This window comes from Caenispirillum bisanense (assembly GCF_900230255.1).
Lineage (GTDB): Bacteria > Pseudomonadota > Alphaproteobacteria > Rhodospirillales > Rhodospirillaceae > Caenispirillum > Caenispirillum bisanense_A.
Genome location: NZ_OCNJ01000006.1, coordinates 170,352 through 185,921, shown reverse-complemented (window position 1 = coordinate 185,921; position 15,570 = coordinate 170,352). Strand labels below are relative to the sequence as shown.

Annotated in this window: 15 protein-coding genes and 1 pseudogene; 8 read left to right on the top strand and 8 right to left on the bottom strand. The window is 71.8% G+C overall.

What is annotated here, in order from left to right; all coding sequences use genetic code 11:
- The first annotated feature begins 4 nt into the window (after positions 1-4).
- From tcyL to CRP50_RS14790, 4 genes are all read left to right on the top strand, one after another.
- Complete coding sequence (gene tcyL, locus CRP50_RS14805; protein ID WP_097279954.1) at positions 5-667, top strand: cystine ABC transporter permease; 663 nt, start codon at positions 5-7, stop codon at positions 665-667.
- Between the two features lie 13 nt (positions 668-680).
- Complete coding sequence (gene tcyN, locus CRP50_RS14800) at positions 681-1,430, top strand: L-cystine ABC transporter ATP-binding protein TcyN (protein ID WP_097280117.1); 750 nt, start codon at positions 681-683, stop codon at positions 1,428-1,430.
- Between the two features lie 153 nt (positions 1,431-1,583).
- The gene (locus tag CRP50_RS14795) at positions 1,584-2,498 is read left to right on the top strand and encodes a LysR family transcriptional regulator (protein ID WP_097279953.1); all 915 of its coding nucleotides are present in this window, start codon (positions 1,584-1,586) and stop codon (positions 2,496-2,498) included.
- A complete protein-coding gene (locus CRP50_RS14790; RefSeq protein WP_097279952.1) occupies positions 2,495-3,580 on the top strand; it encodes an AbrB family transcriptional regulator in 1,086 nt (361 codons plus the stop codon). The genes CRP50_RS14795 and CRP50_RS14790 overlap by 4 nt, the downstream gene beginning before the upstream one ends.
- On the opposite strand, the gene CRP50_RS26540 is transcribed toward CRP50_RS14790, so the two are convergent.
- The 3 genes and pseudogenes from CRP50_RS26540 to CRP50_RS14780 all read right to left on the bottom strand — a co-directional run bounded on the left by CRP50_RS26540 (position 3,525) and on the right by CRP50_RS14780 (position 5,647).
- Positions 3,525-4,073, bottom strand: coding sequence for a sensor histidine kinase (locus tag CRP50_RS26540; RefSeq protein ID WP_416045212.1), 549 nt, complete (start codon positions 4,071-4,073; stop codon positions 3,525-3,527). The genes CRP50_RS14790 and CRP50_RS26540 overlap by 56 nt on opposite strands.
- Positions 4,074-4,076: 3 nt before the next feature.
- Positions 4,077-4,985: pseudogene (locus CRP50_RS26535) on the bottom strand (sensor histidine kinase); the annotation flags it as partial.
- Positions 4,982-5,647 (bottom strand): response regulator transcription factor, encoded by a 666-nt coding sequence (locus CRP50_RS14780; RefSeq protein WP_097279950.1) that lies wholly within the window; start codon positions 5,645-5,647, stop codon positions 4,982-4,984. The gene CRP50_RS14780 and the pseudogene CRP50_RS26535, both read right to left, overlap by 4 nt.
- Positions 5,648-5,712: 65 nt before the next feature.
- Here CRP50_RS14780 and CRP50_RS14775 point away from each other — a divergent pair, with 65 nt between their 5' ends.
- The 4 genes from CRP50_RS14775 (at position 5,713) to CRP50_RS14760 (ending at position 9,979) form a co-directional block, all read left to right on the top strand.
- Positions 5,713-6,810 carry an ABC transporter substrate-binding protein gene (locus CRP50_RS14775; protein ID WP_097279949.1) on the top strand — a complete coding sequence of 366 codons (1,098 nt, stop codon included), beginning with the start codon at positions 5,713-5,715 and terminating at the stop codon, positions 6,808-6,810.
- Between the two features lie 203 nt (positions 6,811-7,013).
- Positions 7,014-8,006, top strand: coding sequence for a Bug family tripartite tricarboxylate transporter substrate binding protein (locus tag CRP50_RS14770; protein ID WP_097280116.1), 993 nt, complete (start codon positions 7,014-7,016; stop codon positions 8,004-8,006).
- Entirely contained in the window at positions 8,003-8,437 is a 435-nt protein-coding gene (locus CRP50_RS14765) for a tripartite tricarboxylate transporter TctB family protein (protein ID WP_097279948.1), read from the top strand. Before CRP50_RS14770 ends, CRP50_RS14765 begins: the two co-directional genes overlap by 4 nt.
- A 3-nt stretch (positions 8,438-8,440) precedes the next feature.
- Entirely contained in the window at positions 8,441-9,979 is a 1,539-nt protein-coding gene (locus tag CRP50_RS14760) for a tripartite tricarboxylate transporter permease (protein ID WP_097279947.1), read from the top strand.
- An 82-nt stretch (positions 9,980-10,061) separates the two neighbouring features.
- Here the strand turns inward: CRP50_RS14760 and eda are convergent, their stop codons facing one another.
- Genes eda through dgoD form a run of 5 tightly spaced genes read right to left on the bottom strand, consistent with a single transcriptional unit; the run spans position 10,062 to position 15,565 of the window.
- Positions 10,062-10,685, bottom strand: coding sequence for a bifunctional 4-hydroxy-2-oxoglutarate aldolase/2-dehydro-3-deoxy-phosphogluconate aldolase (gene eda / locus CRP50_RS14755; RefSeq protein ID WP_097279946.1), 624 nt, complete (start codon positions 10,683-10,685; stop codon positions 10,062-10,064).
- On the bottom strand, positions 10,682-11,611 hold the full coding sequence (locus CRP50_RS14750; protein ID WP_097280115.1) for a 2-dehydro-3-deoxygalactonokinase: 930 nt from the start codon (positions 11,609-11,611) through the stop codon (positions 10,682-10,684). Before CRP50_RS14750 ends, eda begins: the two co-directional genes overlap by 4 nt.
- A complete protein-coding gene (locus CRP50_RS14745) occupies positions 11,608-12,246 on the bottom strand; it encodes a 2-dehydro-3-deoxy-6-phosphogalactonate aldolase (RefSeq protein ID WP_245913487.1) in 639 nt (212 codons plus the stop codon). The genes CRP50_RS14750 and CRP50_RS14745 overlap by 4 nt, the downstream gene beginning before the upstream one ends.
- 5 nt (positions 12,247-12,251) lie before the next feature.
- Positions 12,252-14,423, bottom strand: a complete 2,172-nt coding sequence (locus tag CRP50_RS14740; protein WP_097279945.1) for a dihydroxy-acid dehydratase — start codon at positions 14,421-14,423, stop codon at positions 12,252-12,254.
- Positions 14,417-15,565: a galactonate dehydratase gene (gene dgoD / locus CRP50_RS14735; RefSeq protein WP_097279944.1), complete on the bottom strand. Its 1,149-nt coding sequence runs from the start codon at positions 15,563-15,565 to the stop codon at positions 14,417-14,419. Before dgoD ends, CRP50_RS14740 begins: the two co-directional genes overlap by 7 nt.
- Between the last annotated feature and the right edge of the window lie 5 nt (positions 15,566-15,570).

The window sequence follows — 15,570 nt, the reverse complement described above, 5'->3', positions numbered from 1 at the left end:
CGTCATGGACGGCGTGCTGGCATCCCTGGCCCAGGCGGCTCCCTTCCTGCTGAAGGGGGCCGTCTATACCGTCGGGCTGAGCGTGGGCGGCATGGCCTTCGGGCTGCTGCTGGGGTTCGGCATCGCGCTCATGCGGCTGTCGGGCCTGCGCCTGCTGCGCTGGCCGGCGCGCGTCTACGTGTCGTTCTTCCGCGGCACGCCGCTGCTCGTGCAGTTGTTCATCATCTATTACGCCCTGCCGCAGGTGGGCCTGCGCCTCGACCCCATCAGCTCGGCGCTCATCGGCTTTTCCCTGAACATGGCCGCCTATACGTCGGAAATCCTGCGCGGCGCCATCGCCTCCATCGACCGGGGCCAGTGGGAGGCCAGCTATTCCATCGGCATGACGCCGGGCCAGACCATGCGGCGCACGGTGCTGCCGCAGGCCGCCCGCGTCGCCCTGCCGGCGCTCGGCAACAGCTTCATCAGCCTGGTGAAGGACACCTCGCTCGCGGCCACCATCCAGGTGCCCGAGCTGTTCCGCCAGGCCCAGCTCATCACGGCGCGCACCTACGAGGTCTTCACCATGTATCTGGCCGCCGCGGCGCTTTACTGGGTGCTGTCGACCGGCCTGTCGTGGCTGCAGAACCGCATGGAAGCGCGCGCCGGCCGCCACGTGAGGACCTGACGCCATGGCCGCCATGATCGAGGCGACCGGCCTCACCAAGCGCTTCGGCCCGACCACCGTGCTCGACGGCGTCGACCTGACGGTGGAGAAGGGCGAGGTGGTCGCCGTCATCGGGCCGAGCGGCTCGGGCAAGACGACGCTGCTGCGCCTGCTCAACTGCCTGGAGGCGCCCGACGGCGGCACCATCCGGGTCGGGCCGGTGACGGTGGACGGCGCCAAGCCGCTCGCCCGCCAGAAGCAGGCGGTGCGGTCGCTGCGCCAGCACGTCGGCTTCGTGTTCCAGACCTTCAACCTGTTCCCGCACCGCACGGCGCTGGAGAACGTCATCGAAGGGCCGGTGATCGTGAAGGGCGTGGCGCGCGAGCAGGCGATCCAGGCCGGCCGCGCCGTGCTGGCCCAGGTGGGGCTGGCGGAGAAGGCCGACGCCTATCCGGCGCGGCTGTCGGGCGGCCAGCAGCAGCGCGTCGCCATCGCCCGCGCGCTCGCCATGGAGCCCGACGTGCTGCTGTTCGACGAACCGACCAGCGCCCTCGACCCCGAACTGGTGGGCGAGGTGCTGAGCGTCATCCGCGGCCTCGCTGCCGAGCACCGCACCATGGTCATCGTCACCCACGAAATGGCCTTCGCCCGCGACGTGGCCGACCGGGTGATCTTCATGGAAGGCGGCCGGATCGTCGAGCAAGGCCCGGCTAAAGCCTTCTTCGCTGCCCCGACGGAGGAGCGCAGCCGCCGCTTCCTCGCCCGCCTGCACGGCGAGCACTGACGGCCGCCCGTACCCGCCGCCATCGCGAGCGGCTGCGGCCCCCATCGCGAGACGGTGATGGGCGACGGCGGAGGGCGGGGATAGGATCACGGGGCTGGACGTGTCCCGTCGCTCCCGTCGTCCGTCGACAGTCGCCGTGAAGGATCTCCGCGCTTGGCCGCCTTCGACATCGTCACCATCCGCCTGTTCCTCGCCATCGCCCGCGCCGGCAGCATCGGCGAGGCGGCGCGGCGGGAGCACATCGCCGCCTCCGCCGTCAGCCGCCGCATCAGCGACCTGGAAGCGGCGCTGAAGGTCCAGCTGTTGCGCCGTGTGCCGCACGGCGTGGAACTGACCGCCGAGGGTCGCATGATGGCGGCGCACGGCGAACGGCTGCTCTCCGTCATCCAGGACATGACCCGCGACTTCCGCCCCTATGCCGAAGGCGAGCGCGGCGAGGTCTACCTCGCCGCCGTCACCTCGGCGTTGAATACGGGCGTGCCGGAAGCGCTGCGGACCTTCCGCGAGGCGCACCCCGAGGTGACGGTCCACGTCCAGGAACTCTACAGCCGCGAGGCGGTGGAGGCGGTGACGGAAGGCCGCGTCGACTTCGCGGTCGTCGCGGACACCGCCCATCGTGGGTCCCGCCTGCACGCCGTGCCCTTCTGCGAAGACCCGATCTGGGTGGTGACGCCCCTCGACCACCCGCTGCTCGCCGGCCGCAAGCCGGGCGAAGGCGTCTCCATCGCCGAGGCGGCGGGCTACGACGTCATTTCGCTGCACCAGGGTGGCGCCATCGACGAACTCATCAGCGCCGGCTGCCGCGAGGCGGGGGTGACGCTGTCGTCCGTCATCCACGTCAGCCGCTTCGGCTCGCTGCGCCGCATGGTGGAGGCGGGGCTCGGCATCGGGTTCCTGCGCCACAGCAGCATCGAGCGCTACCTCGAGGTCATGGCGATCCAGGCGGCACCCATCAGCGACGCCTGGGCCGCCCGCAGCCTCGACATCATCTCGACGGGCCGCGACCACATGCCGCCGGCGGCGCGCCGCCTGCACGACTTCCTGGCCGACCAGGGGAGGGGCGCATGAGCATGAGCAAGGCCTTGCAGCCGAAGCAGATCCTCCACGGGCTCGCCACCTTCGGGCTCGGCGGGGCGGGCGGGGCCGCGGCGGTCGCCGTCGCCATGCCGCTGCCGTGGCTCATGGGATCGTTGGCCCTGACGACGGCGGTTTCCATCGGCGGTGCCCGCCTCGCCAAGCTGACACGCACCCGCAGCGTGGTGCTGGCGATCCTCGGTGTCATGCTGGGCTCGGGCTTCGACGTCGCGGTGCTCGGCGAGATCTCCCACTGGGCGGCGAGCCTCGCCTTCATGCTGGCGCTGACGGGCGTCATGGCCGTCGTCTCGGTGTGGTACTGCCGCCGCGTTGCCGGCTACGACCTGACGACCTCGCTGTTCGCCGGCGTGCCGGGGGGCCTGAGTGTCATGAGCCAGCTGGCCGCTGCCACCGGCGGCGACGTGCGGGCCGTCGGCATGATGCACGCCCTGCGCCTGTGCGCCATCCTGCTGCTCACGCCGCCGGCGGTGCTGGCGAGCGGCGCCGTCATGCCGCCCGGCGGGTTCATCCCCGACGAACTGTTCGCCATGCCCTCGGCCCTCGACATGGCGGTGCTGACGGCGACGGGCGTCGGCGGCTGGCTGGGCGGCAAGCTGCTGCGCCTGCCCAACCCGAGCTTCATGGGGCCGCTGCTGCTGTCGGCGGTGGTCCACCTGGGCGGCTGGAGCGCGGCGAGCCCGCCCGCCTTCCTGGTGGTCGCCGCGCAGATCGTCATCGGTGCCGCCATCGGTGCGCGTTTTCAAGGGGTTACCCTGCGGGTCCTGGGGCAGTACATGAAGGCGGCGGCGGGTCTGGTCGTGCTGCTGCTGGTGCTGTCCGGCCTCGCGGCCTGGGGCGCCCATCTGGTGCTCGGCATCGACATGCTGGCGGCCCTGCTGAGCTACCTGCCGGGCGGCGCGCCGGAACTGGGCCTGCTGGCGCTGACCCTCGGCATCGACCCGGCCTTCGTGGCGGCGCACCACCTGGTGCGGCTGGCGGTAGTGGTGGTGGCGGTACCCTTCATCGCCCAGCGTCTGGTGGCGCGTCCTGCCGCGGTGCCGGCGCCGGGGGAATGAGGGCCTCGGCGCGCGGCAGCGTGGCGGTCACCCGCAGGCCGCCGCCGGGACGCTCCGACAATTCCAGCTCGCCGCCGTGATGCAGCACCACGTCGCGGCAGATGGGCAGCCCGAGCCCGAAGCCGGTGCGCTCCGTCCCGCCGCCGTCGGCGCCGCGGCGGAAGCGCGTGAGGGCGTCGGCGATCCGCTCCGGCGGGATGCCCGGCCCGTCGTCCTCCACCACCAGCCGCACCGTCGCGGCCTCGCTGCCGACACGGAGGGTCGCGGTGCCGGGGGCGGCATAGCGGGCGGCGTTGTCGATGAGGTTGAGCAGCACCTCGCGCAGCAGCACCGGCGAGCCCGCCACCACGGCCGGTTCCGTTCCTTCCGTTTCCAGCGCCAGTTCCAGGCCGACGCGCAGCGCCTGCGGTGCCCGTTCGCGCGTCACCTCGGCGGCGAGGGCGGCGAGGTCCACGGGCACGAAGCCCTCGTGGGCCGCCCGCGCCTCGTCCATGCGGGCGAGCAGCAACAGCTGGCCGATCAACCGCTCGGCATCGCGGGCCGCCCGCTCGGCCCGTTCCAGCGGCAGGCGAGCCTCCGGCGGCAGCGGCTGGCGCAGGGCGAGGGCGAGGTTGCCGTGGACGATGGACAGGGGCGTGCGCATCTGGTGGCCGAGGGTGCCGGTGAACTGCCGCAGCCCGTCGAGCGCCGTGCGCAGGCGGTCGAGGAAAGCGTTGATGGCCTCCACCAACCCGGCGGCCTCGCGCGGGGTGTCGTGGGCGATGGGGCGCAGGTCGTCGGGGCTGCGGCGATTGACGGCGGCGCCAAGGCTCGCCAGCGGCTTCAGGCCGCGCCCGACGCCGAACCACACCAGCCCCGCCAGCACCAGCGCCAGCGCCGCCAGCCGGGTGCCGAGCTGCACCAGCGTGGCGCGGGCGATCTCCTCGCGGCCTTGTGTCGTTTCCGCCACCACCACCGTGTAGCCGATGGACTGCCCGGCGTCGGAAGCCGCCCCGGCGACGGCGGCGGCGCGCACCGGTGCGCCCTGGTAGGCGGTGTCGTAGAATACCGGGTTGCCGTGGATGACGGGCGCCTTGTCCGGCAGCGGCAGGTCCTGGTAGCCGGTCACCAGCTCGCCGTCGCGCGCCCGTACCAGATAGAAGACGCGGTTGTCGCCGACCGAGGTGAGCATCTCCAGCGCCACGTAGGGCACGTCGACCTCCAGGCTGCCGCCGCCCTCGGCGATGGTGACGCGGTCGGAGATGGATAGCGCCGAGCCCGCCAGCGTGCGGTCGGCCACCCGCGTCGCCAGCCGCAGCGCCTGATAATAGCCCTCGGCGGCGATGAGCGCGCCCAGGCCGAGCAGCGGCACCAGCAGCCAGACCAGCAGGTTGCGCCGGAGCGACGGCAGCCGGCGCCCGCTCATGGCGCTTCCAGCATGTAGCCGAGGCCGCGCAGGCTGCGGATGCGCAGGCCCGCCGGCTCCAGCTTGCGGCGCAGGCGGCTCATGTAGAGTTCGACGGCGCTTTCGGTTAGCGGCTCGTCGAGGCTGGAGATGCCGTCGGCCAGTTCGCGCTTGCTCACCACCCGCTCGCCGCGCACCACCAGGGCTTCCAGCAGGTCCAACTCGCGCCGCGGCAGGTCCAGCGGCTCGCCGTGCAGGGTGGCGCGGCGGCGGCCGACGTCGAAGGCGAGCGGACCGACGGTGACGATGCCGCCTTGCGCCCCGATGCGGCGGCGCAGGAGGGCACGCACGCGGGCTTCCAGCTCGGCGACATCGAAGGGCTTGGTGAGGTAGTCGTCGGCGCCGAGGTCGAGCCCCTTCACCCGGTCGTCCAGCGCGCCGCGGGCGGTGAGCACCAGCACGGCCGTCTGGTCGCGGCGGTGGCGCAGGCGCTTCAGCACCTCCAGCCCGTCGAGGCCGGGCAGGCCGAGGTCGAGCACCACCAGGTCGAAATCCTCGGCAGCCAGCACGGCGTCGGCGCCGTCGCCGTCTTCCACGGTGTCGACCGCATGGCCGAGGCCGCGCAGCAGCTGTTCCAGCGTCGCGGCCAGTTCGGGATTGTCCTCGACGACGAGAATGCGCATGGCTCGGCGGGTTCGCGGCGAAGTTTCGGCTTGCCTGGCAGGGGCGGCTGTCCATCATATGGCACATGCCAGCGCCCCTCGCCAGAATCCTGCTGCTCCTGACGGTCCTGCTGCTCGGCACCGTCACGACCGCCGACGCCCGCGCCGCCAGCCGCTCCTATCCCGCCCTGCAGCCGGGGGCGGAGGGGGTGAGCCTCGACCTCGTCATCTACGGCACCACCGACACGGCGCTGTTCACGCCGGTGATCGCGGCCTTCCAGCAGAGCCGGCCGGCCGTTTCCGTGGTCTATCACGAGCTGCAGTCGGAAGAGATCGACGACCGCCTGCGCGCCGAGACGGCGGCCGGCGGCCCGACCGCCGATTTCGTGCTGTCGTCGGCCATGGATCTGCAGTTCAAGCTCGCCAACGACGGCTTCGCGCAGGCGGTCGACGTGCCGTCCGCCGATGCCCTGCCGCCCTGGGCGGTGTGGCGCGACACCGCCTTCGGCCTGACCTTCGAGCCGGCGGTGATGGTCTACCACCGCCCGAGCTTCGCCGACCGCTCGCCGCCGCAGTCGCGCGCCGACCTGCGCCGCCTGCTGGACGAGGAGCCCGAGCTGATGGCCGGGCGCATCGGCACCTACGACATCGAGCGCAGCGGCGTCGGCTTCCTCATGCTCGCCCGCGACGCCGAGATCGACGACGGGATCTGGTCGCTGGTCTCGCTCATGGGGCGGGCGGGCGTGAAGCTCTACACCGACTCGGCCGCCGTCATCGACAAAACGGCGCAGGGGCGGCTCGCCGTCGGCTACAACGTGCTCGGCTCCTACGCCGCCGCCATGGCGGCCGACCGGCCCGACCTCGGCATCGTGGTGCCGCAGGACTACACGGTGGTGCTGTCGCGCGTCGGGCTGGTGCCGCGGGCGGCGCGGACGCCGGAGGCGGGGCGCCTGTTCCTCGATTTCCTCGCCTCGCAGGCGGGGCAGACGGTGCTGGCCGACCAGGTGAACCTCAACGCCCTGCACCCGGGCGTCACGGGCGACAACACCATGAGCGCGCTGCTCACCCGCAGCCGCACCGACATCCGCCCCATCCGCGTCGGCGCCGGGCTGCTGGTCTACCGCGACCAGAGCAAGCGCCGCCGCCTGCTCGACCGCTGGCGCGAGGCGCTGGTGGTGCAGTGACAGGCTGGTGACAGCTTCGCGGCTTACCGTCCTCCCAGCGCGAGTCCACATGGCCCCCATGCCGAAACAAGAAGGCTCGCAGCCGGGAGGTGACCGGTTCCGTTCGCGCAGGGTTCCCTAGGCGCGACACCTCCCGCACCCGCCGCCGTCCCATGGGGGAAGGCGGCCTGCACCCACCCATTCCGTCGGGAGGAATGTTCCGCATGTCTCTGATGTCCATCACCCGCCGCTCCCTCGCCGCCGCCGTCCTGGCGGCCGCCGTGCCGCTGTCCGCCGCGCAGGCCTTCGAGGTCGGCAACCCCGAGTGCATCGCGCCGGCCGCCCCGGGCGGCGGCTGGGACTTCACCTGCCGCCAGGCCGGCAAGGCCATGTACGACCTGAAGCTCGTGCCGTCGCCCATGCAGGTCACCAACATGACCGGCGGTTCGGGCGGTGTGGCCTATGCCAACGTCGTCGCCAAGCGCGCCTCCGACAAGAACCTGATCGTCGCCGCCTCGTCCTCCACCTCGGCCCGTCTCGCCCAGGGCGCCTACCCGGGCATGAACAAGGACCAGGTGAAGTGGCTCGGCTCCATCGGCGCCGACTACGGCATCATCGCCGTCGCCAAGGACAGCCCGGTCGAGACCCTGCCGCAGTTGATCGAGAAGCTGAAGGCCGATCCCGCCTCGGTCGCCGTCGCCGGCGGCTCGGCGGTCGGCGGCTGGGACCACCTGAAGGTCCTGAACGCCGCCCGCAAGGCCGGCGTCGAGAACCTGCGCCAGATCAAGTACGTGCCCTTCGAGGGCGGCGGCGAGGCCATCACGCAGCTGCTCGGCGGCCACGTCCAGGCCTTTACCGGCGACATCTCCGAGGCCAAGGGCTTCGTCGATTCCGGCGACATCAAGATCCTCGCCGTGCTGGCGCCGGAGCGTCTGCCGGGCGAGTTCGGCAAGTTCCCGACCGCGCGCGAGCAGGGCATCGACGCCATCGGCGCCAACTGGCGCGGGTTCTACGGCCCCGGCGACATGCCGAAGGAAGCCTACGACTACTGGGTGTCCACCATCGACTCGCTCTACAAATCCGACGAATGGCAGCAGATCATGGCCGCCAACGGCCTGATGCCGCTCGACCTGCAGGGTGACGAGTTCGCCGCCTTCGTCGCCGAGCAGATCAAGGACACCGAGGAACTCTCGCGGGAAATCGGTCTGATCAAATGACCAGCGATCGCATCTTCGGAGGCGTCGGGCTCGCGCTCGCCGCCTTCTTCATCTGGCAGGCGACGCAGATCGAGCTGGGGTTCAGCAGCGATCCGCTCGGCCCGCGGAGCTTCCCGATCATCATCGGCGGCGTCATGGCGCTGGCCTGCATCTACCCGCTGGTGAAGCCCGATCCCGAAGCCGACTGGCCGGCCCTCGGCCGGCTGCTGGAGATCGCGCTGGCGGTCGCCGTGCTGATCGCCTACGCCCTGGCGCTGCCGGTCGTCGGCTTCGTGCTGGCGACCGCGGTCGCCGCCGGCATCCTGTCGTGGCGGCTGGGCAGCCGCCCCACGGGGGCCGCGCTCGCGGGTGTCGGGATCTCGGTCGGCATCTACGTCGTCTTCCACCTCGTGCTCGGGCTGTCGCTGGCGCGCGGCCCCTGGGGGTTCTGACCCATGGACGCTCTCGCATCCCTCATGGACGGCTTCGCCGTCGCCCTGACGTGGCAGAACCTGGGTCTGGCGCTGCTCGGCTGCTTCCTCGGCACCATCATCGGCGCCATGCCCGGCCTCGGCCCGTCCAACGGCGTGGCGATCCTCATTCCGGTGGCCTTCACGCTGGGACTGCCGGCGACGCCCGCCATCATCCTGCTGACCAGCGTCTACTACGGCGCCATGTACGGCGGCCGCATCTCGTCGATCCTGCTCAACATCCCCGGTGACGAACCGGCGATGATGACGACGCTCGACGGTTATCCCATGGCGAGGCAGGGCAAGGCCGGCGAGGCGCTGGCGCTTTCGGGCGTCGCGTCCTTCGTCGGTGCCTTCTTCGCCACCTGGGGTCTCGTGTTCCTGGCGCCGCTGCTGGTCAAGGTCGCGCTGCTGTTCGGCCCGGCGGAATACTTCGCGCTGTTCCTGCTGGCCTTCGCGACGCTCGGCGGCATCGCCAGCCGCAACCAGGCGAAGGCGGCCATCGCCGCCGCCATCGGCCTCGGCATCGCCATGATCGGCGTCGACGGGCAGACGGGCGTGCCGCGCTTCACCTTCGACAACGTCCACCTGTTCGACGGCATCGACTTCCTGGTCGCCATCGTCGGCCTGTTCGCCCTCTCGGAGGTGTTCATCTTCCTCGAGCACCGCGGGGAAGGCGAGGGCGCCGGCAAGGCGAAGACGGACCTCGGTCGCATCACCGTGCCGCTGAAGACGCTGAAGGAGACCTCGGGCACCATGACCCGCGGCACCATCATCGGCTTCATCGCCGGCGTGCTGCCCGGCGCGGGCGCCTCGCTCGGGTCGTTCGTCGCCTATACGCTGGAAAAGCGCTTCGTCGACCGCAAGGGCACCTTCGGCAAGGGCGACCCGCGCGGCGTCGCAGCGCCGGAAGCCGGCAACAACGCCGCCGCCGGCGGTGCGCTGGTGCCCATGCTGGCGCTCGGCGTGCCGGGGTCGGGCACCACGGCGGTGCTGCTGGCGATGCTGCTGGCGCTCAACATCACTCCCGGCCCGCTGCTGTTCCAGAGCAACCCGGACGTGGTGTGGGGCCTGATCGCCGCGCTGTTCATCGGCAACATCATGCTGCTGGCGCTGAACATCCCCATGGTGGGCGTGTTCGTCCGCGTGCTGCAGGTGCCGCCGCGCATCCTGATGCCCGCGGTCGCCATGATCTCGGCCGTCGGCATCTACGGCATCTCGGGGTCGAGCTTCGACCTGCTGGTCATGGTGGGCTTCGGCGTGCTCGGCTGGGTGCTGCGCAAGCTGGACGTGCCGCTGGTGCCGATCATCCTCGGCGTGCTGCTCGGCAACATGATGGAAGCCAACCTGCGCCGCGCGCTGACCATCTCCAACGGCGACTGGAGCATCCTGTGGAGCAGCCCGCTCACCATCGGGCTGTGGTTCGTCGCCATCGTCGGCTTCGTGCTGCCCATGGTCGCCGGACGCTTCTTCCGCGTCTCGCGCCACCACACGGCGGCCGAGGAGGGTGCCGATCCGGACTGACGGCAGACTGTCCGGAGCGGCCCGGCAGGCCCCTCTCCCCGCCGGGAGAGGGGCCTGCGCCTTTGTGGAGAAGAAAGCCGCTTCAGAGGGCGGCGGCGGTACGGGCAAGGTCCGTGAGGCGCGCCCAGTCTCCGGCCGCCACGGCGTCGCGCGGGGCGAGCCAGGTGCCGCCGACGCACAGCACGTTGGGCAGGCGCAGATAGTCCGCCGCGTTGTCGGGCTTGACGCCGCCGGTCGGGCAGAAGCGGGCCTGCGGGAACGGCCCGCCGAAGGCCGCCACCGCCGCCGGGCCGCCGATTGTGGCGGCGGGGAAGGCCTTGAAGTGGGTGAGGCCGGCTTCGAGGCCGCGCATGACCTCGCTCGCCGTGGCGACGCCCGGCAGGAAGGGCAGGCCGTCGTCGCGCGTCGCCGCCAGCAGGGCGTCGGTGGCGCCGGGCGAGATGGCGAAGCGGGCGCCGGCGGCGCGGGCGGCGGCGAGGTCGCGGGCGGACAGTACCGTCCCGGCGCCCACCACCGCCTCGGGTACCTCGGCGGCGATGCGGCGGATGCTCTCCATGGCGGCATCGGTGCGCAGGGTGATCTCCAGCACCGGCAGGCCGCCTGCGGTGAGGGCGCGGGCGAGCGGCACGGCGTGCGCCGCATCCTCGATCACCAGCACGGGAATGACGCGGGCGCGGCCCAGGATGTCGGCGATGGTCTCGGTCATGGCGTGTCTCCCGGTCGGTGCAGGCGGGCGAGGATGAGAACCCCGGCGAGGGTGGCCTCGGCGGCGGGCACGGCGGTGGCGGCGGTGCCGCGCTCCGCCAGGGCCCGGCCGTAGCGGTCGGCGAGGGCGTCGGCCCCCACCAGCAGCACCCCGTCGGCCGGCAGGTAGCCGAGCGCCGTCGCGCCCTTCAGTTCCTCGCCGATGACGAGGCCGGAGAGGAACGACGGCACCGCCTCCGGCGCGAGGCCGCGGTAGAGGCGGCGGGTGCGCGCGGCGAAGGCATGGGCGAGCAGGCCGGCGTCGGACCGCCCCGCCTCCGCCTGCCCTTGCGCGAAGGCGGCGTCGTCCACGGGGGAAGCGTCGGCGCTCACCCCCTGGCCGAGCAGCGTATGGCCGAGCAGGGCGCCGTAGACCTCGCCGGTCATGAAGGTGGTGAAGTCGGTCAGCACGCCGTCGCGCACCCGCGCCCACTTGGAATGGGTGCCGGGCAGGCACAGCACGCCGTCGCGGCGGCCGCTGCGGGCCATAGCGCCCAGGATCTGGACTTCCTCGCCGCGCATGACGTCGACGCGGTCGGGGTCGGCCTCGTCCACCCGCACGCCGGGCAGCAGCCATGCGCCGTCGAGCCCCGGCGCCGACACCATGTGCGCCGCCAGATCCTCCGGCCGCAGGGGCAGGGCGGGCTGCGGGGCCGGTGTCCAGCCGGTGGGGGCGCCGACCATGCCGGCCAGATAGACCGGCGGCGGCGAGTCGCCCTGCCGCCAGGGCGCCAGACGCTCCGCGCAGTAGTCGCGGAAAGAGGTGCCGGACAGTTCCTTCATGCCGCGGCCGTCGGGCAGGGTGTCGCGCACCGCGCCTGTCTCCCGGTCCACCAGCCAGGCCCGGAAGGACGTGGTGCCCCAGTCGACGACGATCAGGTCGGTCATGGCGCGATCCGCCGCCACTCGGCGCACAGGGCGCGGGCCGCCTCCTCGATGAGCGCCGGCTCGCGGCCGGGCGCGAAGAGGTTGGAGCCGAAGCCGAAGCCGGCGGCCCCGGTGGCGCGCCACTCGGCCATGGTGCCGACGTCCATGCCGCCGACCGGCAGCAGCGGCGTGCCCTTGGGCAGCACGGCGCGCAAATCCTTCAGATAGGCCGCCCCCATGCGCGAGGCGGGAAAGATCTTCAGCCCCCGGGCGCCGGCCTTGAGGGCCGTGAAGCATTCCGACGGCGTCAGGCAGCCGGGCAGCGGGATGAGGCCGCTGTCCGCCGCCGTCGCAATGACGTCGGCGTCGGTGTTCGGCGTGACCAAGAGGCTGGCGCCGGTCTCCGCCAGCCGCCGCGCGTCGGCCGGCGTGAGGACGGTGCCGGCCCCCACCAGCACCTCGGGCGGGCAGTGGGCGACCAGCCGCTCGATGCTGGTGAAGGCGTCGGGGGAGTTGAGCGGCACCTCGATGAGGCGGAAGCCGCCGGCCATGAGGGCGTCGGCCACCGGCAGCACCGTGTCGGGCGTCACCCCGCGCAGGATGGCGACCAGCGGCACGGCCGCCATGGCGTCTTCAAAGCGATCGATGGTCGACACGAGGGTCAGTCCTTCCACGAGTGGAGCGCGCGTTGGTCGACGATGCGCGGCACCACGCCGCGCGAGGCATCCGACACCAGATCCATGACGTTGCAGGCGGCGATGTCGTGGCGGCGGTGCTCCATGCGGGCCATGCGCTCGGCATGCAGGCGGCGGCGGTCGGGGTCGTCGAAGGGGTTCGCCACCTCCTCCCGGCCGTCCAGGAAGGCGGCGCGGTCGAGCAGGTCGATGCGGCGGTCCGTCAGCTTGAGGCGCAGCAGGTCGCCGTTGCGCAGATAGCCGATGCCGCCGCCGTCGAAGGCTTCCGGCGTCACATGGCCGATGCAGGCGCCCTTGGTGACGCCCGAATAGCGGCCGTCGGTCATGAGGATGGACGACGCCTCCAGCACCCGGTGATGGCGCAGGTTCTGGCTCGGCGCGAACATCTCGGGCATGCCGTAAGCCATGGGGCCCTGGCCGGCGATGAGGAAGGCGAAGGACAGGCGGTGCGCCTCCAGCAGCGCCCGGAAGTCGGCCGCCGCCGCGTCCGCCCCGCCGCCGTTGCGGGTGACGACGGCGCGGATGAGGGCCTCGTCCACGCCTTCGGTGGCCCGCAGGCGGTCGAGCAGGTCGCGGGCGGCGAAGTCGTCGTTGCAGACGTGCTCGTTCTCGTAGAACCGCACGACGAAGACGTGGTCGTCGAAGTGGGCGTACTGCTCGTCGGACATGCCCGATACCTTGACGACGCAGGTGTCGAAGAAGCTGCCCGACAGCACCTCCACGCCCGAGATCTTGCGCACCGGCGCCGTGCGGATCACCGCCGCCTCACCGAGGCTCGGGTCGACCGGGCTGGTCAGGCCGGCGGTGCGGTCGCGCCAGGTGGTGCCGGTGACGGTCGGGGCCTCCAGGTCCATGGGGATGCCGAGGTCGCTCAACACCCGGTAGAGGCTTTCCATGCCGCGGTGCTGCCCAGCCATGAACTGCTGCGCCAGCACGAAGGTGTCGCGGTTCTCGGTCAGGCTGTGGGCGAAGACCTCTGGCACCGGCGTGGCGTCGCGGATGGCGCGGTAGTCGTCGATGGTCACGTCGAAGCCGGCGTGGCGCATGATGCACGGCAGGTGCAGCAGCATGTTGGCGGACGAGCCGGTGGCGTTGTGGATGCGCACCACGTTGGCGAAGTTGGCCTTCAGCAGATTGCAGACGCTGAATTCGGGCTTGTTGAGCAGGGCGAACAGGCCGTCCACGCCCTGCGCCACCACCTGGTCGCCCGGCAGGCTGGTCAGCAGCTCCAGCTCCGGCGGCGTCAGGCCGAAGGCGGCGAGCATGGTGCGCGAGGAGTTGCCGGTGCCGTTGAAGGCGCAGATGCCACCGTGGCTGTCACAGGTGTGCTCGGCCAGCGCGTTCAGCAGGCGGCGTTCCGTGTCCAGGTCGATGAGGTCGAGGTTGCGGGCGCGCTTGAGCTGCCCGGCGAAGGCCTCGTCCGAGGAACATTGCAGGATGTACTTGAGGTTGCCCTCGATGTCCTCGGCCAGTTCGCCGTGGCCGGCATCGCGGGCGGTGCGGGCGAGCGCCTCCAGCTCGGTGCGGGTCTCGGTCGGGATCTTGCCGCCCTTCAGGACGTGCTCGGGCGCGAAGATGGCCCATACGGGCGCCTGGTCGCCGCGATGGCGGCGGGCGACCTCGGCGGCGGCGAGGCCCGAGAGGATGGCGCTCGGGCTCTTGTCGCAGCCGGCCATGACATAGGCGGCGTGGTAGCTGTGGCCCTCGAAGTTGATGTTCACCGCGCGCGCCGTGTCGTTGCGCGACGCCAGGCTGTAGCTCTGGCCGATGTTGTTCTGCGCCGTGCCGTCGCAGATGACGGGGATGGAGAAGGTGAAGGGCACGCCGCCGTTCTGCCACACCCGCGCCGCCGCCATGAGCATGTGGGCGCGGTCGAGCAGGTGGGCCGGGTGGTCCGGCGAGCCGGCGATGAGGGCGATGCGCGGCCGGTTGGCCACCAGCCGCTGCACCACTTCCTTCACCGTCACGCCCGGCAGCTCCGCCAGCAGGCTCGACGGCGGCAGTTCCTTGCGCGCGTCCTCCAGCAGGCGGACGACGGTGATGGGCTCGTTGGCGAGCCCCTGGATGCAGTCGCGGTAGGGGTTCGCGGCTTCGGCGATGACGATGGGTTCGTTGTGGCCTCGTTGGTCTTCTACCATTCGGCGATACTCCCGTCCTCGTGGCGCCACACCGGGTTCCGCCAGCGGTGTCCCTCGCGGGCGCGCTCGGCGACGAAGTCCTCGTTGATCTCGACGCCGAGGCCGGGGCCGGTCGGGATGGCCGTGTAGCCGTCCACGATGGCCAGCGGCGCCGGGTCGACCAGATAGTCGAGCACGTCGTTGCCGGTGTTGTAATGGATGCCCATGCTCTGCTCCTGAATGAACGCATTGTGCGACACGGCGTCCAGGTGCAGCGACACCGCCAGCGTCAGCGGGCCGAGCGGGCAGTGCGGGGCGAGCGCCACGTCGAAGGTTTCGGCGAGCGTCGCGATCTTGCGGCCTTCGGTCAGGCCGCCGCAGTGGGAGAGGTCGGGCTGCACGATGTCGACGCAGCGCGCCTCCAGCACCGGGCGGAAGTCGTAACGGCTGAACAGCCGCTCGCCGGTGGCGATGGGGTAGCCGAGGCCGCCGGTGATCTGCGGCAGGCAGTGCAGGTGCTCGGGCAGCACCGGCTCTTCCACGAACAGCGGGTGATAGGGCTCCAGCTCGCGCAGCAGGGCCTTGGCCATGGGGCGGTGGACGCGGCCGTGGAAGTCGATGGCGATGCCGACGTCGGGGCCGACCGCGGCGCGCGCCTCGGCGACGCGGGCGACGGCCTCGTCGATCTTGCGGTGGCTGTCGACGATCTGCATTTCCGGCGTGCCGTTCATCTTGAAGGCGGTGAAGCCCTTGGCCACCACCTCCTTCGCCTGGCGGCCGATGTCGGCCGGGCGGTCGCCGCCGAGCCAGCAGTACATGCGCATGCGGTCGCGCACCCGGCCGCCCAGCAGCTCGTGCACCGGCACGCCGAGCGCCTTGCCCTTGATGTCCCACAGCGCCTGGTCGATGCCGGCGATGGCGCTCATGAGGATCGGCCCGCCGCGGTAGAAGCCGCCGCGGTAGAGGGTCTGCCAGATGTCCTCGATGCGGCGCGGGTCCTTGCCGATCAGGTAGTCGGAGAACTCCTGCACCGCCGCTTCGACGGTGGCGGCGCGGCCCTCGATGACCGGCTCGCCCCAGCCGCTGACGCCGGCGTCGGTCTCGATCTTGAGGAACAGCCAGCGCGGCGGCACCTGCCAGGTGGTGAGCTTGGTGATCTTCATTCTTC

Bases quoted from the DNA above. Each gene is read 5' to 3' on its own strand.
- CRP50_RS14750 (WP_097280115.1), bottom strand. From the start codon at position 11,611: ATGACCGACCTGATCGTCGTCGACTGGGGCACCACGTCCTTCCGGGCC.
- CRP50_RS14740 (WP_097279945.1), bottom strand. From the start codon at position 14,423: ATGGTAGAAGACCAACGAGGCCACAACGAACCCATCGTCATCGCCGAA.
- dgoD (WP_097279944.1), bottom strand. From the start codon at position 15,565: ATGAAGATCACCAAGCTCACCACCTGGCAGGTGCCGCCGCGCTGGCTG.
- CRP50_RS14760 (WP_097279947.1), top strand. From the start codon at position 8,441: ATGGACGCTCTCGCATCCCTCATGGACGGCTTCGCCGTCGCCCTGACG.
- eda (WP_097279946.1), bottom strand. From the start codon at position 10,685: ATGACCGAGACCATCGCCGACATCCTGGGCCGCGCCCGCGTCATTCCC.
- CRP50_RS26540 (WP_416045212.1), bottom strand. From the start codon at position 4,073: ATGGACGAGGCGCGGGCGGCCCACGAGGGCTTCGTGCCCGTGGACCTC.
- CRP50_RS14770 (WP_097280116.1), top strand. From the start codon at position 7,014: ATGTCTCTGATGTCCATCACCCGCCGCTCCCTCGCCGCCGCCGTCCTG.
- tcyN (WP_097280117.1), top strand. From the start codon at position 681: ATGATCGAGGCGACCGGCCTCACCAAGCGCTTCGGCCCGACCACCGTG.
- CRP50_RS14775 (WP_097279949.1), top strand. From the start codon at position 5,713: ATGCCAGCGCCCCTCGCCAGAATCCTGCTGCTCCTGACGGTCCTGCTG.
- tcyL (WP_097279954.1), top strand. From the start codon at position 5: ATGGACGGCGTGCTGGCATCCCTGGCCCAGGCGGCTCCCTTCCTGCTG.
- CRP50_RS14790 (WP_097279952.1), top strand. From the start codon at position 2,495: ATGAGCATGAGCAAGGCCTTGCAGCCGAAGCAGATCCTCCACGGGCTC.
- CRP50_RS14780 (WP_097279950.1), bottom strand. From the start codon at position 5,647: ATGCGCATTCTCGTCGTCGAGGACAATCCCGAACTGGCCGCGACGCTG.
- CRP50_RS14765 (WP_097279948.1), top strand. From the start codon at position 8,003: ATGACCAGCGATCGCATCTTCGGAGGCGTCGGGCTCGCGCTCGCCGCC.